A 22,997-nucleotide genomic window follows, 5' to 3' on the forward strand; every position below is an offset into this window, starting at 1 on the left:
CCTCGCCCATTGGTTGTGCTCCTTCGGCCCATCACCCGGGGCGCCCCATCCACGGCGCTTCCGGCACCCGTCAGAAACAACGAGCGTGGGCCCCGCGCGGCACGAACAACCGGCGGGCGTCCCCGAAATCGCTCGGCTCTCCGAGCCTCTCGGCTTCCCGCGGCCCTTCGCAGCCGTGGCGGAGGACCCGCCACGACCCGCTGTGGACTGCGCCACGTCGGCGCGTCCCCCGGTTTCCGCCGTACCACATGAGGCCCCAAAACGGGCCCCTTTTCCGGACATTGACGAACGAATCGACGAACACCCGGCTGCGGTACAACGATCGGCCAGCCTACCCCGCGTCGTGCGTCAGCAAGGTCAGGGGGCGCTTTCCGGTCGCCGCCCCGAGACGAGGAAGACGACGGACCGCTCACGCTCCGACCAGGCGCCGGTGTCCAGGTCGACGGACTGGAGGAGTACGCACTCCACCTCATATCCGCCCTCGGCCAAGGCAGTTCCGACCGCCTCGGCCTCGTCCCGGGTCGCCGCGTGGGTGACGATGCGCTCGGGCCTGCGGTCGGCGCAGGCGATCACCACATCGATGCCGCCGCCACCGATCCGTACGACATCGGGCTCGGGCAGCCGCTCCAGCACATGCGGCGCCCGCCCCTCGACCACCTGGAGCTGAACGCCCGCGCGGCGGGCGGCGGCGGCCGTGCTGGCGCAGGCTCCCGGCTCGTCGTCCACGGCGATCACGGCCGCGCCGAAACGGGCCGCCTCGGCCGCGAGCGCTCCGCTGCCGGAGCCGATGTCCCAGATCAGGTCGCCGCTACGGGCGCCGATCCGGGCCAGTTGGGCGGCGCGCAGCCAGGTCGACTCGCCTTCGCCGAGGTCTATGCCGTACTCCGCGGTGGGCAGGGCCCAGCCGCGTACGGCGGGCGGGTAGCCGGGGTCCCGGCCGGCGAGCCAGCCGCTGCCGGGCGAGGCCGCGGCGCCGACTCCGCCGATGACGATCACGACATTGGGGTCGCGCCAGACGTGGTCGGCGGCCTTGTCGGAGGTGAGGACGGTCACCTGTTCGCGGTCGGTGCCGAGTTCCTCGCAGATGACGAAGGTGCGGTGGACGCCGTCGAGGAGCAGCGCGAGTTCGGCGGGCCCGGCGCCGGGGGACGTGAGGACGGCGACCTTGGTGTGCGCCCGGCAGACGTTGACCGCGCGGCGCAGGGTACGGCGGTGGGCGACGACGACCTGGGCGTCGTCCCAGGCCATACCGGCCCGTGCGAAGGCACCGGCCACGGCGGAGACGGCGGGGACCACTTCGACTTCCAGGCCGTGCTCGGGGGCGCGCAGGGTGCGTACGACACCGAAGAAGCCGGGGTCACCGTCGGCGAGGACCACCGCGCTGCCCCGGTGTCCCGCGATACGGCGGGCCGCCAGGTCGATGCTGCCGAGCCGGACGCGCTCGGCGTTGGCCGGCACCTCGGGGAGCGCCAGGTGGTGGCCGGCTCCGGCCACCAGGGTCGCGGCCGAAAGGGCGGACATGGCCCCGGCGGTGAGGGGCGAGCCGTCCCAGCCGATCACCGTGACGCGGTCGGCCATCTCGTCAGTCTCCCGAAGTTGTCGCGTATGGGCGGCATATCGCCGCCCATGGTCGTCGCCCGCGGCCCTCGCCCGTGGTCGTCGCTCCTGGTCACGGACCGCCGAGGCGGACCGGTGGGCCGACGGAACAGACCGGCGGAGCGGACCGGATCCGTCGCACATCGAGTGCCGACCGTGCGGTCGCGGGCAGGTCAGGTCAGGTCAGGTAGGCAGGCTGAGAGTACCTGGCCGGGTTCGCGGGCGGCCGGGCGGTAGGGGGGTGGCCGTCAGTTCCAGTCGGTGAACGACGCGTAGCCGGTGGTGTCGGCCAGCTGTTCGGCGATGCCTTCGAGGTCCTCGGGCAGCAGACTCCAGACGATCAGGTCGGTCCGGATGTCCGTCCAGCCGCCGTCCTCGGTCTGGGTGCGCGCTATCCAGGCATTGCGCAGAACGCCCTCGCTGATGCAGCCGATCTTCTGGGCGACCTGCTGAGAGGCGGTGTTGTCGGCGGGCGTACGCACCTCGATGCGCTCGAACTTCTGGTCGCGGAAGAGCCATTGGGCGAGGGCGAGCATCGATTCGGTGGCGTATCCCTCACCGCGGGCCCAGGGGGCGGTGACGTAGGCCGCCTCGGTGGCGAGGGCGTGCCAGTTGGTGTTCCGCAGCCGTACGACACCGACCAGCCGCTGGGTGAGGAACTCGGTGACGGCGAAGGCGATCCCGTGTCCCTTGACGCGTTCGGCGGGAGCGATCCGGCGGACCCACTCCTCGGCGTCCCTCCTGGTGTACGGATGCGGAACGGAGGTCCACGCCGTGACCATCTCGTCGTTCATCATCTCGATGTGCGCCGGGATGTCCGCCGACTCGAAGGGGCGCAGCACCAACCGCTCCGTGCTGATGGAAACGTCCGGAAAGGTGGTAGTCATGCACAGCTCCATGCCTCAGTCCGTCATAAATGCACAGCATGCAGCATCGGGTGGGGATGCGCATGGCCGGGGCGGTACGGATGCGTGGGCCCCGCACACAACGGATGTGTGCGGGGCCCATGCCGGCAAGAACGTTACTGCTGTGACGACTTGACGGGCTGTTCGGCCTACTGGAACCGGCCGCTGCCGATCTCCTGCCCGACCGGTTTCCTGTCCGACCGGTTTCCTGCTCGACCGCTCTTCTACTTGACCGCGCCGAAGGCGGGCACGACCGAACCGTCGTAGGTGTCATTGATGTACTTCTTGACCTCGGGCGAGTTGAGGAGCTTCGCGAGCTTCTGCACCCGCGGGTCCTTCTCGTTACCGCGCTTGACGGCGAGGAAATTGCTGTACGGATTGTCCTTGGCCTTCTCCAGGGCCAGCGAGTCCTCCGCGGGCTTGAGCTTGGCCTCGATGGCGTAATTGCCGTTGATGATGGCGGCGTCGACATCGTTCAGGGCGCGGGGCAGCGTGGCGGCCTCCAGCTCCTTGAACTTGAGGCCCTTCGCGTCCTTGATGCTGGAAAGGTTGGCGTCGGTTCCCGCGCCGTCCTTCAGCGTGATCACACCGTTGTCCGCGAGCAGTTTGAGCGCGCGGCCCTCATTGGTGGTGTCGTTCGGAATCGCGACTGTCTGACCGGCCTTGAGGTCTCCCAGGTCCTTGACCTTCTTGGAGTAGAGACCGAGGGGTTCCAGTTCGACATTGACGACGGGCACGATGTCGGTGCCCTTCTTCTTGTTGAAGTCGTCGAGATACGGCTTGTGCTGGAAGAAGTTGGCGCCGACCTCACCGCTCTGCGTGGCGGTGTTCGGCAGGACGTAGTCCGTGAACTCCTTGACCTCCAGCTTGAGTCCGTCCTTTTCGGCGAGATTCTTGGCTACGAAGTTCAGGATGTCGGCATGCGGCGTCGGGCTGGCGGCGACGACGAGCGGCTTCGAGGTGTCCGCCGTGGCGCCGTCGGACGTGGAACCCGGGTCGGAGGCGGTGCCGCAGGCGCTGAGGCCGAGGGCGAGGGCAGCGGTGGCGGCAGCGGCCGCGCTGAACTTGACGGTGGTACGCACGAAGAGTGCCTCTTTCCGGTGATGCGGTGGGAAGCCCGGACGAGGAGTGCGGGCCGTACGGGAGGGGGAGTTGTGGAGGTGGGGCTCAGGAGGCGGTACGGCCTCGACGCGCCAGCAGGCGTACGGCGCCGTCGCCGATCAGCTGAACCACCGTGACGATCGCGATGAGGATGACGACCGTGGCGATCATGAAGCCGTTCTCGAAGCGCTGGAATCCGTAGGTGACCGCCTTGGAGCCGAGCCCCTCGCCGCCGACCGCTCCCGCCATGGCCGAGTAGCCGATGAGCACGATCACGGTGGTGGTGACGGCGGAGATCAGTGAGGGCAGGGCCTGCGGCAGCAGCACCTTCCCGACGATCGTGGGGATCGATCCGCCCATCGACTGGACGGCCTCGACCAGCCCGTGGTCGACCTCGCGGATCGCGGTCTCGACCAGGCGGGCGAAGAACGGGATCGCGCCGATCGCCAGTGGGACGATCATCGCGGTGGGGCCGATGAACGTACCGACGACCAGGGTGGTGAACGGGATCAGCGCGATCAGCAGGATCATGAACGGCAGCGAGCGGCCGATGTTCACGATCACGCCCACGGCCTTGTTCACCGGGGCGTTCTGGAGCAGTCCGCCCTTGTCGGTGAGGACCAGCAGGATGCCGAGGGGCAGCCCGCCGCCGATGGTGACGAGCCCGGACCACAGCACCATGTAGAGGGTGTCGAGGGTCCCCTGGGACAGCAGTGGCTGCATCTCCGACCAGGTCACTTGGCATCTTCCTTCGACAGCGTGGCGTTCTGGGCGGGGACCGCCGGAACGGCGGGAGCGTCGGGACCGGCAGTTGCGGCGGGAGCGTCAGGACCGGCAGTTGCGGCGGTTGCGGCGGAAGATCCGGCGCTTTCGCGCACGTCGGCAGCCTTGTCGTCGACGATCTCGGCCTGGAGGCCCTGTTCCCGCAGGAAACCGACCGGTACGACGTTGTCCTCGTACGCGCCGGGCAGTTCGATCCGCATCCGGCCGATCTGCCGTCCGCCGACGGTGTCCATCGCGGCGCCCAGGATCGATATGTCGATGTTGTACGTACGGGAGAGCTGTGAGATCACCGGCCGGCCCGCCGCCTCGCCGTGGAAGGTGACGTCGACGACCGTGCGGTCGGGCCCCGAGGCCGTGCCGCCCACCGGGAACAGCTCGTGCGCCAGCTGCGAGCCGGGGGTGGCCAGCAGTTCATCGACCGTGCCGGACTCGACGATCCTGCCCCCGCGCATCAGCGCCGCCGAGTCGCAGATCGTCTTCACCACGTCCATCTCGTGCGTGATGAGCAGGACCGTCAGACCGAGCTGCCGATTGAGGTCGCGCAGCAGCTGGAGGATCGAGCGGGTGGTCTCGGGGTCGAGGGCGCTGGTCGCCTCGTCGGAGAGCAGCACCTTGGGGTCGCCGGCCAGTGCGCGGGCGATGCCGACGCGCTGCTTCTGGCCGCCGGAGAGCTGGGCCGGGTAGGAATTGGCCTTGTCGGCGAGACCGACCAGGTCCAGCAGTTCCAGGGCGCGGCGGGTGCGCTCGTGGCCGGAGACGCCGAGGATTTCCAGCGGCAGTTCGACGTTGTCCTTGACCGTGCGGGACGACAGCAGGTTGAAGTGCTGGAAGACCATGCCGATCGAGCTGCGCGCGCGGCGCAGCTCCTTGCCCGCGCGCCGGCCTCGGCCGGCGAGTGCGGTGAGATCCTGGCCGTCGACGGTCACGGTGCCGGCGGTGGGGCGCTCCAGGAGGTTGACGCAGCGGATGAGCGAGGACTTTCCGGCGCCGCTCTGTCCGACGACGCCGAAGACCTCGCCCTCGCGGACGTGCAGGTCGACGCCGTCGAGAGCGGTGACTTCCCGGCCGCGCGACTGCGCGGACCGGTACACCTTCGTCAGGCCCGTAGTAGTGATCACAGGGGTTTCCGTCACTGTCGAGTGCCCGGCGAGGGGTCCGCCGGGCACGGGGCATTCGTCATTCCGACGCGGCACGCTGATGCGGCGGGTGGCCGGGAGGCAGCGAGCGCGGGGCAGGGGCGTGATGGGCCGGCCGGCCTTCGGGGCGTGGCTTTCACGACCTCATGGCATACGGGCACGGCCTCGGCCGTCGATGCCTCGCTTCGGGGCGCGAGGCTCGGGCGGGGACCCTCAGATGGCGCACATTCGACACAGACAACGAGCACCGGGCGTCGTGATCGCCTCGGTCGCGGGGGCGCGGTTGCTCGTCGTGGTCATGGCGCAAGTAAAACAGACGGTGGCATCGCCTCAAGAGGCCCGTCCGTATAGCGGACCTTTTTGTCGCGCCATTCGGACAGGCGACTCGGGTACGGGAGGGCGGGGGCGGCCCGGGAGGCCGTCACTCGGCCGTACGGATCTCCACTCCCCCGGCCACGACCTGTGCCGACACCTCGGAGAGGTCGCCGACGACGACATCCGCGTCCAGTTCGGAACGCTGATGTGTTGTGGTCAAGGCCACGGTCCGCATGCCCGCGGCGCGGGCCGCGGCGAGTCCTGCCGGGGCGTCCTCGAAGACCACACAGCGCTCCGGGTCCACCCCGAGCAGCCGCGCGCCGAGCAGGAACGGTTCGGGGTCGGGCTTGCCACGCGTGATGTCGTCGGCGGTGACCATCGCCTTGGGCCGGACACCGACCTCGCCGAGGCGGGCCTCCGCGAGCCGCCGGGAGGCCGAAGTGACCACGGCCCAGCGCTCTGCGGGCAGGGAGGCGAGCAGATCGGCGCTGCCGGGCAGCAGAACGACTCCGCCGACGACGTCCTCGACTTCGAGTTCCTCGATACGGGCCACGGCGCGCGGCAACACGTCCGCGGGCAACAGGTCGGCCGCGATCTCGGCGGCGGGACGGCCGTGCAGCCCGACCCGTACGAAGTCCTCCTCCGTCACACCGAACTCCCGCGCCCATCGGGACCAGCAGCGGTTCACCGACTCCAGGGAGGAGACAAGGGTTCCGTCGTTGTCGAACAGCAGGGCTTCGGCGTGGATCCTCATGGTGATCGACCCTACGGGTGGGCCCCGGCCACAGGTGCAGTGGTCCGGAGTGATGATCCTCATGACCGGCGTACCGGCGTACCCGGCGTACCCGGCGTACGAGAAGAGCGAGAGGGGCGGGCAGAGACAGCAGAGGCAGCGGGACGTGCGCGGGGGCGCGCACGGCGGGCCTTTTGCGCCGTAATACTCTCGGGCTCATGCTTGTCGCCCTGACGGTCGCGGTCTCCGTGACCGCGCTCGCCCTCGCCGCCTGGTGCGGTTTCGCCGCGTACCGCGACCAGCCCACCAAGGACTGGCACTTCATCGGTATGGCCGTGGTGTCGGTGCTGGCGCTGGTCCAGCTGGTGGTGGGGTTCATACGGCTGGCGGGAGGCGACACGGCCGACCAGGGGTCGGTGCTCTTCGTCTCGTATCTGCTCGGCGCCGTACTCGCGGTGCCGGCGGCGGGCTTCCTGTCGCTGGGCGAGCGGACCCGCTGGGGTTCGGTGACGGTGTCCGCGGGAGCCGTCGTCCTGGCGGTGCTGGAAGTACGGCTCCACGACATCTGGGGAGGCTGACGATGGACGGGGACAAGGTGACGGACAAGGCCGGGGCCGAGACAGGGACCGCACTCGGGAACGGGACCGCGAGCGAGGACGGGGCCGGGACTTCGGCCGGGGCCGCCGCGCGCGGGAACGGGAACGGGAACGGGAACGGGAACGGGAAAAGGCTCGTCCAGGGGCCCGGCCTGCTGCTCGTCTGGCTGTACGGCGTGATGTCCGTGGGCGCCGTCTCCCGGTCGGTCTACCAGATCGCCACCGAGGTCCACCGGGCACCGCTGGCGTACACGCTCTCGGCCGTCGCGGCCGTCGTCTACGCGTTCATCACGTACACGCTCGTAAGGGGCGGGGAGACCGCTCGCAAGGCCGCACTGGTGTGCTGCGCCGCCGAACTCGTGGGCGTACTGACCGTCGGGACCTGGACGCTGGCCGCGCCCTCGGCCTTCCCGGACGCCACGGTCTGGTCGGACTACGGCATGGGCTATCTCTTCATCCCGGTCCTGCTGCCGGTCACGGGCATCCTCTGGCTGCGCAACGCGCGACGATAACGAGGGAATCCCCCAGCGCCGGGGGATTCCACGCTCACGTCAGGCACTCGCCACGTACGCCCCCGCGGCGGCCGCCTTCTCCAGCGTGACCAGGCTCAGCCGCGGGCCGAGCTGTTCCGTCGACACGGGCGCGTAGCCCCGGCTGCGGTAGAGCCGCAGATTGCCCTCGCTGCGGTGGCCGGTGAAGAGCTGGAAGCGCTGGGCCGCCGGCTCCCCCGCGAAATGTGACTCGATGGCGTCGAGCAGCCGGCCGCCGAGGCCGTGGTGCCGCAGTCGCGGATGGACGATGAGCTTGGCGATACGGGCGGTGCCCGTCGCGTCGACACTGCCCCGAACCGACGCCACCACCTCGTCACCGAGGCGCGCCACCAGGCCATGGCCGCTGTCCAGTTCGGCCTTGAGACCGTCGAGAGTCTGTGTGAGCGGCTCGATGGAGTAGTCGCCGTACAGCTCCGCCTCGCTCTGATAGCACAAGTACTGCAGCTTGAGGATGTGCTCCGCGTCCTGCGCAGTCGCCGCTGAGATGGTCACGCTCATGCCCATGTGTGCATGCCTCCCGCTCACTTGGTCCGCCGATTGTCTATCGCTCCTTTCCCCCACGTTCAGGAGCCCCAACCTCCGCCGCCAGCATTCGACGCAGGCATCCCAGGCATCTGGAGCGCAATGGGCCCAAACTGCCCTGTGACATAGCCAACTCCCCTGCGATCTCCCGGTAGGTGAGGTCCTGGGGCGACAGCATCGCGGCCAGGACGCGGGGGCAGTGACCGGGCGTACGGCCCACTGCCGCGTGGAGCGTGCGCTTCCGGTCGATTCGCAGCGCGAGTCGCTCGGGATCGGACTCGGGGCCGGCGGCGGGGTCACCCCGGTACGGGTGTTCGCGGGCGGCGGCGCGCCGGGCGGGGCGCGCTTCCGCCCGTACGGCGTCCCGTACCCAGCGCCCGAGACCGGCGGGCACCGGCGGGCCCTCGGCCGCCAGCCGCTCCAGCAGCCTGACCCAGACGCCTTGTTCGAGATCCCCCGCCTCCGCTCCGGTCGCCGGCGCCTCCGCCTCGGCCTCCGCGCGCACGAGCGGGAGCAGCGCGTGGACCAGGTCCTCCGGGGCGGACGCGGGACCGAGATCGGAATCGGCAGCGGGCGCGGAGGCGCCGCGGGCCCCGGCGGGCCGGGGCGGCCGAGGCGCGCGGCGGGACGTGGTGGCTCGGGCTGGCGTGCTGTCCGGCGTCATGCCCGGCGTGACGTCCGCGCGACGACGGACGGTTGCTCCCCGGCCGGGCCATCACCCGACCGGGGCAACCTCGGTCAGCCGCTGACGAAGTCTTCCCGCGCCAGCAGACCCGTGTCCGGGTTGTCGGTGAAGATGCCGTCGATGCCCGTCTCGAAGTAGGCCTTGAAGGCGCCGAAGGCGTCGCCGTACGCGTTCGGGTCCGTACCGCGCCGGAAGTCGGCCGGCAGGAAGGTGTTCTCGTCGCGCAGCGTGTACGGGTGGACGATCAGGTCCTGCGCGTGCGCGTCCCGTACCAGCGTCGTGGGCGTGCCCAGCTTGCCGGCCTTGTCCGTCGGGATGACCAGTTCGAGCCACGGGCCGATGCCCTGGGCGAAGGACGAGATCCACTTCAGGCCCTCGGGCTTGACCAGATCGGCGACCGTGCGCGGGTCGCCCGCCTCCTTGAGGTCCCAGGGAGTGGTGTCGGCGGCGTCGAACAGGACGACGCGCGGCGAGGAGACCAGCTTCGCCATCCGCTGCATGCTGGTGGGCTCGAAGGACTGGAGGAAGATCGGGGAGTTCGCGCGGTCACGCCCGTACCGGCGCAGCAGCTTCGCGAAGGGCTCCTCCAGGCCGAGGCCGAGCCCGCGGAAGTAGGTGGGGTGCTTGGTCTCGGTGTACAGCCAGACCGGACGGCCCCGGCGACGGCCCTGCTCGTCCGCCCAGCGCAGCACCTCTTCGAAGGTGGGTATCTCCCAGCGGCCGTTGTAGAGGGTGTTGTGCTGGCGGTTGCCGGGGATGCGCTCCTTGGCGCGCAGGGTCTTCAGCTCGGCGAGCGTGAAGTCCTCGGTGAACCAGCCGGTGAGGCTGACGCCGTCGACGCTCTTGGTGGCCTTGCGGCTCGCGAACTCGGGGTGGTCGGCGACATCCGTCGTCGCCGTGATGTCGTTCTCGTGACGGCACACCAAGTGCCCGTCCTTGGTGGGCACCAGGTCCTGCTCGATCACGTGCGCGCCCATGTCGAGGGCGAGTTGGTACGAGCCGAGGGTGTGCTCCGGGCGGTAGCCGCTGGCTCCGCGGTGGCCGACGATCGTGGGCACCGGCAGGCCGGGCCGCGACGGTCCGTGGCCGCCCCGGCCCTGCTCGGCGGCCTGCGCCTGCGCCGCTCCGGGAAGTGCCATGGCGGCCGAGCCGAGCACCGCCGCTCCGAGGACGGTCCGTCGTCCGGGCGTGTTCCGCGCACCCTGTGTCATGAAGGCTCCTTGATATGAGGTACCGCTGTGATGTCCCGCACCTGCCAAGCGAGGCCCGAGCGTAGGCGTCCGCGCCTTCCGTACGGGAGACCCTGGGGGAACGTGGGGGAAACTCACGTCAACACCGCGTATCAAGCCCGTGAACCCGACGTGCGTTCCGCCACAACCCGCGAGTATCGTCCTCACCTGCATAGACTTCATAGACCACAGACAGACGGAGAGGCGGACCGGCCCCGGTCCCCAGCGGACCGGACCTCGCTCACGGCTCCCGCCCGTACATCTTCAGACCGCGCCGTACATCTTCAGACCGCCCACGACACCGGAGGACCCGTTGTCCCGCTTCGCGCTCATCAAGGCAGTGCTCGGACCGATCATGCGCCTGATGTTCCGTACACGGGTGGAGGGCGCGGAGAACATCCCCGGGAGCGGCCCTGTGATCCTCGCCGGCAATCATCTGACCTTCATCGACTCGATTTTCCTGCCCCTGGTCTGCAACCGTCAGGTCTTCTTCATCGGCAAGGACGAGTACGTGACCGGCCGTGGCCTCAAGGGCCGTCTGATGGCGTGGTTCTTCACGGGGTCCGGCATGATCCCGGTGGACCGCGACGGCGGCCGCGGCGGTGCCGCGGCGCTGATGACCGGCCGCCGGGTGCTGGAGGGCGGCCAGGTCTTCGGCATCTACCCGGAGGGCACCCGCTCCCCCGACGGCCGTCTCTACCGCGGCCGTACGGGCATCGCGCGGCTGACGCTGATGACGGGCGCGCCGGTGGTGCCCTTCGCGGTGATCGGCACGGACAAGCTCCAGCCGAACGGCGCGGGCATGCCGCGCAGCGGCAAGGTGACGGTGCGCTTCGGCAAGCCGATGGAGTTCTCGCGGTACGAGGGCATGGACCGCGACCGTTATGTGCTGCGGGCCGTGACGGACTCGGTGATGACCAAGGTCATGGAGCTGTCGGGGCAGGAGTACGTGGACATGTACGCCACGAAGGCGAAGGCGGCCTGAAAACGGCCTGAGTCCGTCGGGACGCGGCTCGGGTTCCGGTCGCGTCCCGGAACGCCCGTCGCGGCTTTCGGTCCAGCCCGCGTGGACCGGATCGGCCTGGAATTCGGCCTGGAACGAGGGGCGTTGAGGCCCCGCATCGCCTCACCGTACGTGCCGTAGGCGGTCGGCGGGCGGATCGGCGACAGCGCGAGGATCCCGCACGGGGCAGCGCGAGGACCCCGGGGGCGGGCCGCACCAGGGCAGCTCGGGTGCCGCTGCCGCCTGGGCACCTTTCCGAAATTTCCCGACCGAAGGTCTTGACGTCCGTGAAAACACCCGCCTAGTTTCACTCGAAGACATCAGACGTCTGATGTCTGATGTCCACCGCAAGGAGGTCGACAGCAATGCCGCTGTCCGACGAGATCGCCGAACGCGTGCTGTCCTCGATCATCGATGGCCAGTACCCGCCCGGAACCGCGCTCCCCTCCGAGGGAGTGCTGGCCGACGAGCACGCGGTCAGCCGGCTGACGGTCCGCGAGGCGGTCAAGGTCCTGCGGTCGCAGAACGTGGTCCGCATCCAGCGCGGTCGCGGTACGTTCGTCAACGCCCCCGACCGGTGGACCGCCCTCGAACCGATGATCCGTGCCGCGGCGGCCCCGCCCGCCGGCGGGGCGATCTCCGAGAAGCTGATCGAGGCGCGGCAGATGATCGAGATCGGCGCCGCCCGGCTCGCCGCGACCCGGCGTACCGACGAGGATCTCGCCGAACTCGAAGAGACGCTCGACGAGATGCGGACGGCGGCCCGGGACGGGGACACCGAGCAGTTCGTACAGGCCGACATCGCCTTCCACGAAGTAGTGATGCGCGCCTCCGGCAACGCCTTCGTACCGCTGCTCTTCGAACCCTTCGGACGGCTGCTGGTCGAGGGCCGCCGCCAGACCTCGGCCGTGCCCCAGATCCGTACGAACGCCGTCCGGCACCACGAGACCGTGCTGGAGGCGCTGCGCGCGGGTGATCCGGAGAAGGCACGGCTGGCCATGGACGACCACATGGCGCAGACCGCGGACGACCTGCGGACCCACGTCATCGACAAACAGGCCTGAGCCGGCGGGCGTCGGACTCAAGTCCGCCCAGGAACGCTCGGAGCCGGCTCACGGGCCGGATCGCCCGTCTCCCCCACCCGCCTCCATGCTCCGCTCCTCCCCTTGCCCGTGGCACCGCGCTGCCCCCACGCATGCCCCCCTCGCCTGCCCCACGACACGAAACGCGACACGAAAGCAGAGCCGCTCATGCTCCACACCCTCCGTTTCCCCGAGGCAGCCGAACTGCCGCCGGTCCGCGAGGCCGACCCCGCCGAGGTACGCGCCGCGATCGCAGGTGGCCGCCGTCTGGTCGTCCTGGACGACGACCCGACCGGCACCCAGACGGTCGCCGGCGTACCCGTCCTCACCACCTGGACCGTGGACGACCTGCGGTGGGCGCTGCGCCAGGACAGCACGGCGTTCTTCGTGCTCACCAACACCCGCAGCCTGGCACCGGAGGCAGCCGCCGCCCGCAACCGTGAGGTCGTACGGGCACTGACGGAGGCCTCGGCCGCCGAGGGCACCGGCTTCGTGCTGGCCAGCCGTGGCGACTCCACGCTGCGCGGGCACTTCCCGCTGGAGACGGACGTCCTGGCGGAGGAGGTTCCGGTGGACGGCGTCGTCCTCGTTCCCGCGTACATCGAGGCGGGCCGGCTCACCGCCGGCTCGGTGCACTGGATGCGTACGGCGGACGGGATGCTGCCCGTCGCGGAGAGCGAGTTCGCCAAGGACGCGACCTTCGGCTACGCCAACTCCGGCCTCCCGGAGTGGATCGAGGAGAAGACCGGCGGGCGGATACCCGCCGGGGATGTCCTGCGCATCACGCTGGAGGACATCCGGCTGCGCGGGGCCGAGCATGTCGCCGGCCTGCTGACCTCGCTGAGCGACGGCCGCCCCGCGGTGGTGGACGCGCTCTGCGACGACGACCTGCGGGTACTGGCGCTGGCCTCCGCGACGGCCGAGGGGTCCGGCGCCCGGCTGCTCTACCGCGTGGGCCCGTCCTTCGTACGCGCACGGGCCGGGCAGGCGGCGCACCCCCCGCTCACGGCGGCGGAGTTGCGGACCTTCTCCCACCCGGGGGCCTCGCCGACAGCGACGTCCCAGGCCGAGGCCTCCCGGACTTCCCAGGCCGAGGCCTCCCGGCCCGCGGCGCACGGTCTGATCGCCGTCGGGTCCCATGTCGGGCTCACCACACGGCAGTTGGACCGGCTGCGCGAGCGCGGCGGGCTCGCCGAATTCGAACTCGACGTGCCTTCCCTGCTCGACGAGGACCGGCGTGCCGCCCATGTCGCCGAGGTGGCGCAAGCCTGTGCCGAGGCGCTCGGCAGCGGTGAAGTGGTGCTACGGACCACCCGCGCCCTCGTCACGGGCGCCGACGCCGACGACTCGCTCGCCATCGCGCGCGCCGTGTCCGGCGCCGTGGTCGAGACCGTACGCGCGATCACCGCCGAACGGCGGCCCGCCTTCGTCGTCGCCAAGGGCGGCATCACCTCCAGCGATGTGGCGACCCAGGGGCTGGAGATCCGCCGCGCCTGGGCGCGCGGGACCCTGCTGCCGGGGATCGTCTCGCTGTGGGAGCCGGTGTCGGGACCGAGCGTCGGTATCCCCTACATCGTGTTCGCCGGAAACGTCGGGGGCGAGGACGCCCTGGCCGACGTGGTCGACCTGCTCCGGAGCCGTTGATGCTGCTGCACGGAACCGAGGCCCTGGCCGACGCGGCCCGCGAAGGCTCCGCGATACCCGGCTTCGTCGCCTACAACCTCGAAACCGCTCAGGGCATCGTGGCGGCGGCCGAGAAGTCCGGCCGTCCGGTACTGCTCCAGGCCGGGTCGAGCGCGTTCAAGCACGCGGGCCGCGAGGCGCTGATGGCCCTCGCGCTGCGGGCCGCGCGTGATTCGACGGCGCGGATCGGCGTACATCTGGACCACAGCCGGGACCTGGAAGAGATCACCGCCTGTATCGAGGCGGGGTACACCTCGGTCATGGTCGACGGTTCGCACCTGCCCTTCGCGCAGAACGTGGCACTCACCCGCCGGGCGGTGGACATCGCACACGACGCGGGTGTCTGGGCCGAGGCCGAACTCGGCGCCCTCGCCGGCGACGAGGACGTGTCGACCGGTGCGTCGGCGGCGGGCGGGTCGATGACCGATCCGGAACAGGCGGCCGAGTTCGTCGCCGCCACCGGTGTGGACGCGCTGGCCGTCGCGGTCGGCAATGTCCATGGCTTCACCGCCGATCCGGTACGCCTCGACCTCGACCGCCTGGAGCGCGTCCGGGCGCTGGTCCCCGTACCGCTGGTGCTGCACGGCGCCAGCGGCCTCCCCGAGGAGCAGCTGCTGGGGGCGGTACGGCGAGGCGTCGCGAAGGTCAACGTCAACGCGGAACTGCGCCGCGCCTGGCTGAACGCCGTCGCCGCCGCCCTGCCCGGAGCTCTGCCGGGCGCCGACGCCGTCGCCACCTGGACGGCCGGCCGCGACGCGGTGGCGGCCACGGCGCTGCGTATCACCGAGCGCCTCGCGTCGGCCGACTCCCCGGTGTGAGACGGCCGCGGGCGCGCCGCCGTTGACGAGCGGGGGGGGCGCACTCGCGGCACCCGACCACCGCTCACCGGCTGGCCCGCCCTGTCTCCTTCTCATTCCTGTGTTCTCCCCCGCACCCGCCGTACCCACCTTCAAGGAACCCGCATGCCTTCTTCCACTCCCGCGTCCGCCACGCCCTCCTCCTCCGCCCCGCGTACCGCCGTCATCGGCCTCGGCGCCATGGGCCTGCCGATGGCGCGGCACCTGGCGGGCGCAGTGCCCGTGACGGTCTTCGACATCTCCGACGAGCGGCGCGCGCTCGCCGTCGCCGACGGCGCCTCGGAAGCGGCCACCCCGGCCGAGGCCGCGCGCGACGCCGATGTCGTCCTCCTCGCCGTACGGGACCAGGCCCAGGTCGACAGCGCGCTGTTCGGCGAGAACGGGGTCGCACGGACCGTACGCACCGGAGCCGTGGTCGTGCTCACCAGCACGGTCGGCCCCGACGCGGCCCGCGCGACCGCCGCCACCCTCGCCGAGCACGGCGCCCTGCTCGTGGACGCCCCGGTCAGCGGTGGCCCGACCCGCGCCGGGAACGGGGATCTGCTGATCGTCGTCGGCGCCGACCCGGCCGCCCTCGAACTGTCCCGCCCGGTCCTGGACCGGCTCGCCTCGACGCTCACCGTGATCGGCGACAGGCCCGGCGACGGCCAGGCGCTCAAGGCCATCAACCAGCTTCTGGCCGGCGTACACATCGCCGCCGCCGCCGAGGCCGTGGCCCTCGCGCGCGGTCTCGACCTGGACCCGCAGACGGTGATCGACAGTCTGAGCCAGGGCGCGGCGGGCTCGTTCATGTTCGCCGACCGCGGGCCGCGCATGGCGCAGGCGTACGGGGAGGACGCGGAGGCCGTCGAGGTCCGCTCGCGCCTCGACATCTTCGTCAAGGACATGGGGATCGTGACCGGTATCGCGAAGAACGCGCATGTGCCGGTGCCGCTGGCCTCCGCCGCCGAACAGCTCTACCTGCTGGGCGAGCGGGCGGGGCTGGCCGGCCGCGACGACTCCTCCATCGTCACCGTGCTCTCCCCAGCGGACGGTGCGGACCGATGAGCCACAACTCCCTGCTCCTGATAGCCGCGGCGGGGGTGGCCCTGCTGCTCCTGCTGATCATCAAGGTGAAGGTCCAGCCGTTCGTCGCCCTCATGGTCGTGAGTATCGGTGTGGCGCTGGCGGCGGGTGTGCCCGCGGCCGACCTCGTGTCGACCATCGAGGACGGCATGGGCTCGACGCTCGGCCATATCGCCACGATCATCGCGCTCGGCGCCATGATCGGCCGGATCGTCGAACTCTCGGGTGGCGCGGCCTCCCTGGCGCACTCCCTCATCGCGCGCTTCGGCGAGAAACGCACACCGCTCGCGCTCACGGTGGCGGGGTTCCTGCTCGGCATCCCGGTCTTCTTCGAGGTCGGCCTGATCATCCTGATGCCGATCGCGTACGGGGTCGCCCGCGCCTCCCGTAAGCCGCTGCTCATCTACGCCCTGCCGATGGCCGCGGCGATGCTCACCGTCCACGCCTTCCTGCCGCCGCATCCGGGTGCCGTGGCGGCGGCCGCCACGATCGGCGCCGACCAGGGCTGGGTGCTGCTCCTCGGCATACCGCTGACGGCGGTCGTGATCTTCGCGGGCCATCTGCTCGCCAAGCGCATGACCCGACGTGAGTACACGCTGACGGCCGATGTGTACGAGAAGGTCTACGGAGACGGGGGCGGCGAGCCCGGAGAGTCTCCCGAGCCCATCGCGACGGGCGGAGATTCCGACAGCGACGGAAGCGTCCCAGCGGGCCCCGGAGCACAGCAGGTGGGCGGGACCGCGAACCCGCCGTCCTTCGGCATGGTCGTGAGCCTGATCATCACCCCGATCGCCCTCATCCTGCTGGGCACCATCGGTACGAACACCCTCGCCGAGGGCTCGGTCACACGCGCCGTGCTGACCGTGCTGGGCGCGCCGATGGTCGCCCTGCTGATCGCGGCGGGGCTGGCCGCGTACTTCCTGGGCGTACGGCGCGGCTGGTCGAGCGGTCAGATATCCAGCGTGATGGGTTCGGCGCTGCCGGGCGTCGCGATGGTCATCCTGGTGGCGGGCGCGGGCGGCGTGTTCGGCAAGGTGCTGGTGCAGACCGGCATCGGGGACGCGGTGGCCGACATCCTGGACCGCACCGGACTGCCGCTGCTGGCACTGGCGTTCGTGATGACGCTGCTGCTGCGGGCGGTACAGGGTTCGGCGACCGTCGCGCTGGTGGCGACGGCCGGCCTGATCACCCCGCTGCTGCACCGTACCGATCTGTCGGCGCAGCAACTAGCCCTGGTCTGCCTGGCGATGGGCGCGGGCGCGCTGGCGGTGTCGCACATCAACGATGCCGGGTACTGGATGTTCACCAAGCTGGCGGGGCTGGAGGTGGGGGACGGTCTACGGACGTGGACGGTTCTGACGACGGCGATGGGTGTGATCGGTTTCGCGCTGACGGGCCTGCTCTGGCTGGTCGTGTAGGGACTGTTCGTCGGTCTTTGCCGGTCCTTTGCCGGTCCTTTGCCGGATCGGCCCGGCAAAGACCGAGCGGACACTGCGTACCGGGCGTCCGCACGCCCGGTTCAGTGCTCCACACCGTCCTCCAGCTTCTGGCCGCGCAGCAGGAACCACGCCGCTGCCGAAGTCGCCAGCAGCACCGCCGCCCCCACACCCGCCGCGAGCCGCAGTCCGTCCACGAAGGCGTCCTGCGCCGCGGCGACCAGGGCCGCGCCCGAGGCGTCGTGGAGGCCGGCCGCCGCGTCCACCGCGCCGCCCAGGGACTCGTGCGCGGCTGTCGACGCCGCCGCCGGGACGCCGGCCGGGGTGGGGAAATCCCGGTAGACGCCGGTGACGATCGAGCCCAGCACCGCGATACCGAGCGCGGCACCCAGTTCGTACGCCGTCTCCGACACGGCGGAGGCCGAGCCCGCATGTTCTTTGGGGACGCTGGAGAGGATCACGTCCGCGGTGACGGTGAAGGAGAAGCCCGCGCCGACCCCGACGACCAGCAACACCGCGCCCAGCAGCGGATATCCGGTGGACTGACTGATTCCGGTCACGACCGCGAGGGCCACACCGATCGCCCCGAGCCCACCGGCCACCACGGACCGCACGGAGAAGCGGCGCGCGGTCGTCCCCGCGATGAGCCCCGCCGTCACCGCGCCGACCGCCGCGGGCAGTTCGGCCAGGCCCGCCTCCAACGGCGAGCGCCCCTGGACGAGTTGCAGATACTGCGACAGGAAGAAGACCAGCCCCGACAGGCCGAGAATGGTCAGCAGGTCCGCCAGCACCGAGCCGGAGAAACCGCGGTGGTGGAAGAGCCGCATGTCCAGCAGCGGGGCCGGTAGCGTGAGCTGACGCCGTACGAACCAGTACAGCGCGCCCGCGCCGAGCAGGCCCACCACGACGACCTGCGGGCTCGGCCCGTGTGCCGCCAGCTCCTTGACCGCGTACACGATGCCGACGATGCCGACGAGGGACAGCAGCACACTGGCCGGGTCCCAGGGGCCCGGCGCCGGGTTCTTCGATTCGGGCAGCGTCTTGATGCCCACGAGCACCAGCAGCGCCATCACCGGCAGGTTGATGAGGAAGACCGAACCCCACCAGAAGTGCTCCAGCAGAAAGCCGCCGACGACGGGGCCGACTGCCGCGCCCGCGGACGCCATCGCGCCCCAGATTCCGATGGCGAGACTGCGTTCCTTGGGGTCGTGGAAAATATTGCGGATCAGAGCGAGCGTGGACGGCATCAGGGTCGCGCCCGCGACACCCAGCAGCGCCCTGGCCACGATCATCATTTCCGGGCTGGTCGCATAGGCGTTGAGTACGGAGACCCCGCCGAACGCGACCGCGCCCGTCAGCAGCAGCTTCTTACGGCCGATACGGTCACCGAGGCTGCCCATCGTGACCAGCAGTCCGGCGATGACGAACGAGTAGATGTCACCGATCCACAGCAGCTGGGTGCCCGACGGCTTCAGATCCTCGCTCAGGAACGGGGTGGCCAGACCCAGTACAGTGGCGTCCACGGCCACCAGCAGGACGGCCAGCACCAGCACCGCGAGCGCGATCCACCGCCCGGGACGGGGGGTGAACTCGCTTTCCGCCGCCGCCCGGTGGGTACTGGTCATGTGTTCACACTCCGTCGTGCGCCGCCGAGCAGCAGCTCGACGATCATGTACTGGAAGTCTTTGGTGGCGACCCGCCCGTCCTGGACCGCCCAGGCACCGGCGCCTATGAGTCCGTAGAGCGCCTCGGTCAGCCAGGCGGGACTCAGGTCGATCCGGAACTCACCCTGCTCCTGTCCGCGCCGGAACAGCGCGGAGAAGCGGCCGTCGATCCGGTCCCAGCCGGTGTTGGTGTCGTCCTCGAAGAGCTGGTTCTCGGTGATGAGGAAGGCGAGCAGTCCGGCGGCGGGCTCGATACGCCCGACGAGCCGGCGCAGCGCGTCGCCCGCCGGACCCTCGTCGAGCCGGGCGGCGTCGAGCGCTGCCTCCATCTCCCGGATTCCCAGCTCCTCCAGCGCCTTGATCAGCGCCTCCCGCCCGGCGAAGTGCCGGTGGAGCGTCGCCCGGCCGATCCCGGCGGCCCTGGCGACTTCGTCCATGGTGGCCGTCGGCTTACGGGTGAGAAGTGTGGCGGCGGTACGCAGTACCTGATCTCGATCGACTGCCATGAGCCGAGAGTAACCCATACGAGACATCAACGTCTCATTCTCTACGATGACCGCACCGCACTGACCCCTCTAGGAAGGGACTCGCGATGACCCGCCGCACACAGCACGTGAAACAGGTGAGACGCATGAAGCCGCTGCTGCTGATCGACGTCGACGGCCCGCTCAACCCGTACGCCGCCCTCGCCGGCCCACGACCGCCGGAGGGCTACACGCGGCATTCGATGTGGCCGGCGGTCTGGACGCGGGCACGGCCGCTGTCCGTCCTGCTCAACCCCTGGCACGGTGTGGAACTGCTCGCGCTGGCCGATCGGTTCGAGCTGGCCTGGGCCACCACCTGGAAGGACGACGCCAATGAGTGGATCGGGCCACGACTCGGGCTGCCGGAACTGCCGTTCATCGACTGGCCGTTGATACAGGGCAGGCCCCCGCGCGGGACCCTCTGGAAGACGCGGTACGTCCTGGAGTACGCGGCCGGGCGGCCGTTCGCCTGGGTCGACGACGAGATCACATCGTACGACCACGAGTGGGTGGACCAACAGTATGACGCCGCCGCCCTGTTGCTGCGGATCGATCCCGGCACCGGACTGACCCGGCCGGACTTCGACGCGCTCGCGGACTGGGCGGCGGCGCTGTAGGCACTACCGTCAGGTACTGCTGTCAGTACTTCCGTCGGGCACTGCTGTCGGCTCCCCCCGACGGCCACTTCCGGTGGCCGCCTCCGACGGATACTTCTGAGGGCTGCCGGTTACTTCGGAGGCTGCTTCCGCTCGCTACTTCTTGGCGTCGGCCCAGGCGTGCTGTATCACCAGATCGGCCTTGACCTCGGAGAGCTGGACGGCCACGGCGGACGGAGCCGTACCACCACGGCCGTTACGGGAGGCCAGCGCGCCCGGCACATTGAGCACGGACCGCACCTCGGGAGTGAGGTGTCCGGAGATCTTCGCGAACTGCTCGTCCGTCAGCTCGTCCAGCTCGATGCCCAGCGCCTCGCACTGCTTGACGCACTCCCCCGCGACCTCGTGCGCCACCCGGAACGGCACGCCCTGCCGGACCAGCCACTCGGCGATGTCGGTGGCGAGCGAGAAACCGGCCGGGGCCAGCTCCTCCATCCGCTTCCGGTTGACGGTCAGCGTCGCCATCATTCCCGTGAAGGCCGGGAGCAGGACCTCCAGTTGGTCACAGGAGTCGAAGACCGGCTCCTTGTCCTCCTGGAGATCGCGGTTGTACGCGAGCGGCAGGGCCTTCAGCGTGGCCAGCAGCCCGGTCAGATTGCCGATGAGCCGGCCCGACTTGCCGCGCGCCAGCTCCGCGATGTCCGGGTTCTTCTTCTGCGGCATGATCGACGAGCCGGTGGAGAAGGCGTCGTGGAGGGTGACGAAGGAGAACTCCTTCGTGTTCCAGAGGATGATCTCCTCCGCGATCCGCGACAGGTTGACGCCGATCATCGCGGTGACGAAGGCGAACTCGGCGACGAAGTCGCGCGAGGCCGTGCCGTCGATGGAATTCCCTGCGGAACCCCGCTCGAAGCCGAGGTCCATGGCGACGCCCTCGGGGTCGAGCCCGAGCGAGGATCCGGCCAGCGCGCCGGAGCCGTACGGGGACACCGCCGTGCGCTTGTCCCACTGCCGCAGCCGCTCCGCGTCCCGGGACAGGGACTGCACATGGGCCAGCACATGGTGGGCGAAGAGGACGGGCTGCGCGTGCTGGAGGTGCGTACGGCCCGGCATCGCGACGTCCGCGTGCTTCTGGGCGAGGCCCACCAGGGCGTCCTGGAGGTCGGCGATCAGACCACCGATGGTCCGGGCGTGGTCGCGGAGGTACATCCGGAAGAGCGTGGCGACCTGGTCGTTACGGGACCGTCCGGCGCGCAGCTTGCCGCCGAGGTCGGCGCCGAGGCGCTCCAGCAGGCCGCGTTCCAGAGCGGTGTGGACGTCCTCGTCGGCGACGGTGCCGGTGAACGAGCCGTCGGCCACATCGGCTTCGAGCTGGTCGAGACCGGCCAGCATGCGGGTCAGCTCGTCATCGGTGAGCAGTCCGGCCTTGTGGAGCGCACGGGCGTGGGCGCGGGAGCCCGCGATGTCGTACGGCGCGAGCCGCCAGTCGAAGTGGACCGACGCAGACAAGGCTGCCAGCGCGTCCGACGGGCCGTCGGCGAAACGGCCGCCCCAGAGCCGGACGTCACCGTTGTTGCTGCTCACTGCTGCTCCTTGGAGAGGATCGGGAAAGAACGACCGCCTCCCCGCCGCTGAGGATCGGGGAGGCGGACTGTCGAACGACTCTGATCAGGCGAGGTCACGCCGCGCGGCGATCTTCGACGAGAGGCCGAAGATCTCGATGAAGCCCTGCGCCTTGGACTGGTCGAAGGTGTCGCCCGAGTCGTAGGTGGCGAGGTTGAAGTCGTACAGCGACTCGTCCGACTTACGGCCGGTGACGACGGCACGGCCGCCGTGCAGCGTCATCCGGATGTCACCGGTGACGTGCTGGTTGGCCTCGTTGATGAAGCCGTCCAGGGCGCGCTTGAGCGGGGAGAACCACAGGCCGTCGTAGACGATCTCGCCCCAGCGCTGCTCGACCTGCCGCTTGTAGCGGGCCAGCTCGCGCTCGACCGTCACATTCTCCAGCTCCTGGTGCGCGGTGATCAGCGCGATGGCGCCCGGAGCCTCGTAGATCTCCCGGGACTTGATGCCGACGAGGCGGTCCTCGACCATGTCGATCCGGCCGATGCCCTGGGCGCCGGCCCGCTCGTTGAGCTGCTGGATGGCCTGGAGAACGGTGACGGGCTTGCCGTCGATGGCGACCGGGACGCCCTCCTTGAAGGAGATGACGACCTCGTCGGCCTCACGCGGCGTGGCCGGGTTCGAGGTGTACTCGTACACGTCCTCGATCGGGCCGTTCCAGATGTCCTCCAGGAAGCCCGTCTCGACGGCGCGTCCGAAGACGTTCTGGTCGATGGAGTACGGGGACTTCTTGGTGGTCGCGATCGGGAGGTTCTTCTCCTCGCAGAAGGCGATCGCCTTGTCCCGCGTCATCGCGTAGTCACGAACCGGGGCGATGCACTTCAGGTCGGGACCGAGCGCGGTGATCCCGGCCTCGAACCGCACCTGGTCATTGCCCTTGCCGGTGCAGCCGTGGGCGACGATCCCGGCGTTGTGCTTGTTCGCGGCGGCGACGAGGTGCTTGACGATCGTCGGCCGCGAGAGGGCGGAGACCAGCGGGTAACGGTCCATGTAAAGGGCGTTGGCCTTGATCGCCGGGAGGCAGTACTCCTCGGCGAACTCGTCCTTGGCGTCCGCGACCTCGGCTTCGACGGCACCGCAGGCGAGCGCGCGCTTACGGATGACGTCCAGGTCCTCGCCGCCCTGACCGACATCCACGGCAACGGCGATGACCTCGGCGCCCGTCTCCTCGGCGATCCAGCCGATGGCGACGGAGGTGTCCAGGCCGCCCGAGTAGGCGAGTACGACGCGCTCGGTCACGAGTTTCTCCTTACGGTGCATTCACTGATGGGCATAAGTATGCATCCCTCCGTATGATTCGTCAATCTCGATG

General features: G+C 70.2%; 22 protein-coding genes. 9 read left to right on the plus strand and 13 right to left on the minus strand.

The features are described from left to right. Positions 1-357: 357 nt before the first annotated feature. The 6 genes from cbiE to ACIQD6_RS17275 all read right to left on the minus strand — a co-directional run bounded on the left by cbiE (position 358) and on the right by ACIQD6_RS17275 (position 6,590). The gene (cbiE, locus tag ACIQD6_RS17250) at positions 358-1,578 is read right to left on the minus strand and encodes a precorrin-6y C5,15-methyltransferase (decarboxylating) subunit CbiE (RefSeq protein WP_401883283.1); all 1,221 of its coding nucleotides are present in this window, start codon (positions 1,576-1,578) and stop codon (positions 358-360) included. 266 nt (positions 1,579-1,844) lie between these two features. After that, positions 1,845-2,483, minus strand: coding sequence for a GNAT family N-acetyltransferase (locus tag ACIQD6_RS17255; RefSeq protein WP_401883286.1), 639 nt, complete (start codon positions 2,481-2,483; stop codon positions 1,845-1,847). Between the two features lie 242 nt (positions 2,484-2,725). Beyond that, positions 2,726-3,583, minus strand: a complete 858-nt coding sequence (locus tag ACIQD6_RS17260) for a MetQ/NlpA family ABC transporter substrate-binding protein (protein ID WP_401883289.1) — start codon at positions 3,581-3,583, stop codon at positions 2,726-2,728. Positions 3,584-3,668: 85 nt separating this feature from the next. Beyond that, on the minus strand, positions 3,669-4,340 hold the full coding sequence (locus tag ACIQD6_RS17265; protein WP_401883292.1) for a methionine ABC transporter permease: 672 nt from the start codon (positions 4,338-4,340) through the stop codon (positions 3,669-3,671). Beyond that, positions 4,337-5,503, minus strand: coding sequence for a methionine ABC transporter ATP-binding protein (locus ACIQD6_RS17270; RefSeq protein ID WP_401883295.1), 1,167 nt, complete (start codon positions 5,501-5,503; stop codon positions 4,337-4,339). Before ACIQD6_RS17270 ends, ACIQD6_RS17265 begins: the two co-directional genes overlap by 4 nt. Before the next feature lie 439 nt (positions 5,504-5,942). Beyond that, positions 5,943-6,590 (minus strand): HAD-IA family hydrolase, encoded by a 648-nt coding sequence (locus ACIQD6_RS17275; RefSeq protein WP_401883297.1) that lies wholly within the window; start codon positions 6,588-6,590, stop codon positions 5,943-5,945. Between the two features lie 197 nt (positions 6,591-6,787). On the opposite strand from ACIQD6_RS17275, the gene ACIQD6_RS17280 reads away from it, so the two are divergent. Further along, positions 6,788-7,147 (plus strand): hypothetical protein, encoded by a 360-nt coding sequence (locus tag ACIQD6_RS17280; protein WP_401883300.1) that lies wholly within the window; start codon positions 6,788-6,790, stop codon positions 7,145-7,147. 2 nt (positions 7,148-7,149) lie between these two features. After that, positions 7,150-7,677: a hypothetical protein gene (locus ACIQD6_RS17285; RefSeq protein ID WP_401883303.1), complete on the plus strand. Its 528-nt coding sequence runs from the start codon at positions 7,150-7,152 to the stop codon at positions 7,675-7,677. 39 nt (positions 7,678-7,716) lie between these two features. Here the strand turns inward: ACIQD6_RS17285 and ACIQD6_RS17290 are convergent, their stop codons facing one another. The 3 genes from ACIQD6_RS17290 to ACIQD6_RS17300 all read right to left on the minus strand — a co-directional run bounded on the left by ACIQD6_RS17290 (position 7,717) and on the right by ACIQD6_RS17300 (position 10,134). Then, entirely contained in the window at positions 7,717-8,220 is a 504-nt protein-coding gene (locus tag ACIQD6_RS17290; RefSeq protein ID WP_401883305.1) for a GNAT family N-acetyltransferase, read from the minus strand. Between the two features lie 37 nt (positions 8,221-8,257). Next, a complete protein-coding gene (locus ACIQD6_RS17295; RefSeq protein WP_401883306.1) occupies positions 8,258-8,902 on the minus strand; it encodes a sigma-70 family RNA polymerase sigma factor in 645 nt (214 codons plus the stop codon). A gap of 74 nt (positions 8,903-8,976) precedes the next feature. Further along, positions 8,977-10,134 (minus strand): glycerophosphodiester phosphodiesterase, encoded by a 1,158-nt coding sequence (locus ACIQD6_RS17300; RefSeq protein ID WP_401883308.1) that lies wholly within the window; start codon positions 10,132-10,134, stop codon positions 8,977-8,979. Between the two features lie 373 nt (positions 10,135-10,507). Between ACIQD6_RS17300 and ACIQD6_RS17305 the strand changes: the two genes are divergently transcribed. The 6 genes from ACIQD6_RS17305 (at position 10,508) to ACIQD6_RS17330 (ending at position 17,260) form a co-directional block, all read left to right on the plus strand. Next, positions 10,508-11,137: a lysophospholipid acyltransferase family protein gene (locus ACIQD6_RS17305; protein WP_401883786.1), complete on the plus strand. Its 630-nt coding sequence runs from the start codon at positions 10,508-10,510 to the stop codon at positions 11,135-11,137. A gap of 383 nt (positions 11,138-11,520) precedes the next feature. Then, positions 11,521-12,219, plus strand: coding sequence for a FadR/GntR family transcriptional regulator (locus tag ACIQD6_RS17310; RefSeq protein WP_401883309.1), 699 nt, complete (start codon positions 11,521-11,523; stop codon positions 12,217-12,219). Positions 12,220-12,405: 186 nt separating this feature from the next. Next, entirely contained in the window at positions 12,406-13,881 is a 1,476-nt protein-coding gene (locus ACIQD6_RS17315) for a four-carbon acid sugar kinase family protein (protein ID WP_401883311.1), read from the plus strand. Then, positions 13,881-14,738, plus strand: a complete 858-nt coding sequence (locus ACIQD6_RS17320) for a ketose-bisphosphate aldolase (RefSeq protein ID WP_401883313.1) — start codon at positions 13,881-13,883, stop codon at positions 14,736-14,738. Before ACIQD6_RS17315 ends, ACIQD6_RS17320 begins: the two co-directional genes overlap by 1 nt. Before the next feature lie 144 nt (positions 14,739-14,882). Continuing rightward, the gene (locus tag ACIQD6_RS17325; RefSeq protein ID WP_401883315.1) at positions 14,883-15,824 is read left to right on the plus strand and encodes an NAD(P)-dependent oxidoreductase; all 942 of its coding nucleotides are present in this window, start codon (positions 14,883-14,885) and stop codon (positions 15,822-15,824) included. Beyond that, positions 15,821-17,260, plus strand: a complete 1,440-nt coding sequence (locus ACIQD6_RS17330; RefSeq protein WP_401883317.1) for a GntP family transporter — start codon at positions 15,821-15,823, stop codon at positions 17,258-17,260. Before ACIQD6_RS17325 ends, ACIQD6_RS17330 begins: the two co-directional genes overlap by 4 nt. A 101-nt stretch (positions 17,261-17,361) precedes the next feature. Here the strand turns inward: ACIQD6_RS17330 and ACIQD6_RS17335 are convergent, their stop codons facing one another. Next, entirely contained in the window at positions 17,362-18,903 is a 1,542-nt protein-coding gene (locus ACIQD6_RS17335) for an MFS transporter (protein ID WP_401883320.1), read from the minus strand. Further along, complete coding sequence (locus ACIQD6_RS17340; RefSeq protein ID WP_401883322.1) at positions 18,900-19,448, minus strand: TetR/AcrR family transcriptional regulator; 549 nt, start codon at positions 19,446-19,448, stop codon at positions 18,900-18,902. The genes ACIQD6_RS17335 and ACIQD6_RS17340 overlap by 4 nt, the downstream gene beginning before the upstream one ends. A 125-nt stretch (positions 19,449-19,573) precedes the next feature. Here ACIQD6_RS17340 and ACIQD6_RS17345 point away from each other — a divergent pair, with 125 nt between their 5' ends. Beyond that, complete coding sequence (locus tag ACIQD6_RS17345; RefSeq protein WP_401883325.1) at positions 19,574-20,083, plus strand: hypothetical protein; 510 nt, start codon at positions 19,574-19,576, stop codon at positions 20,081-20,083. 135 nt (positions 20,084-20,218) lie between these two features. Here the strand turns inward: ACIQD6_RS17345 and argH are convergent, their stop codons facing one another. Together argH and ACIQD6_RS17355 are read right to left on the minus strand one after the other, a co-directional pair. Continuing rightward, positions 20,219-21,646, minus strand: coding sequence for an argininosuccinate lyase (argH, locus tag ACIQD6_RS17350; RefSeq protein ID WP_401883326.1), 1,428 nt, complete (start codon positions 21,644-21,646; stop codon positions 20,219-20,221). 84 nt (positions 21,647-21,730) lie between these two features. After that, on the minus strand, positions 21,731-22,924 hold the full coding sequence (locus ACIQD6_RS17355; protein ID WP_401883329.1) for an argininosuccinate synthase: 1,194 nt from the start codon (positions 22,922-22,924) through the stop codon (positions 21,731-21,733). Positions 22,925-22,997: the final 73 nt, after the last annotated feature.

It is taken from the genome of Streptomyces sp. NPDC088400 (assembly GCF_044753355.1).
Taxonomy (GTDB): Bacteria; Actinomycetota; Actinomycetes; order Streptomycetales; family Streptomycetaceae; genus Streptomyces.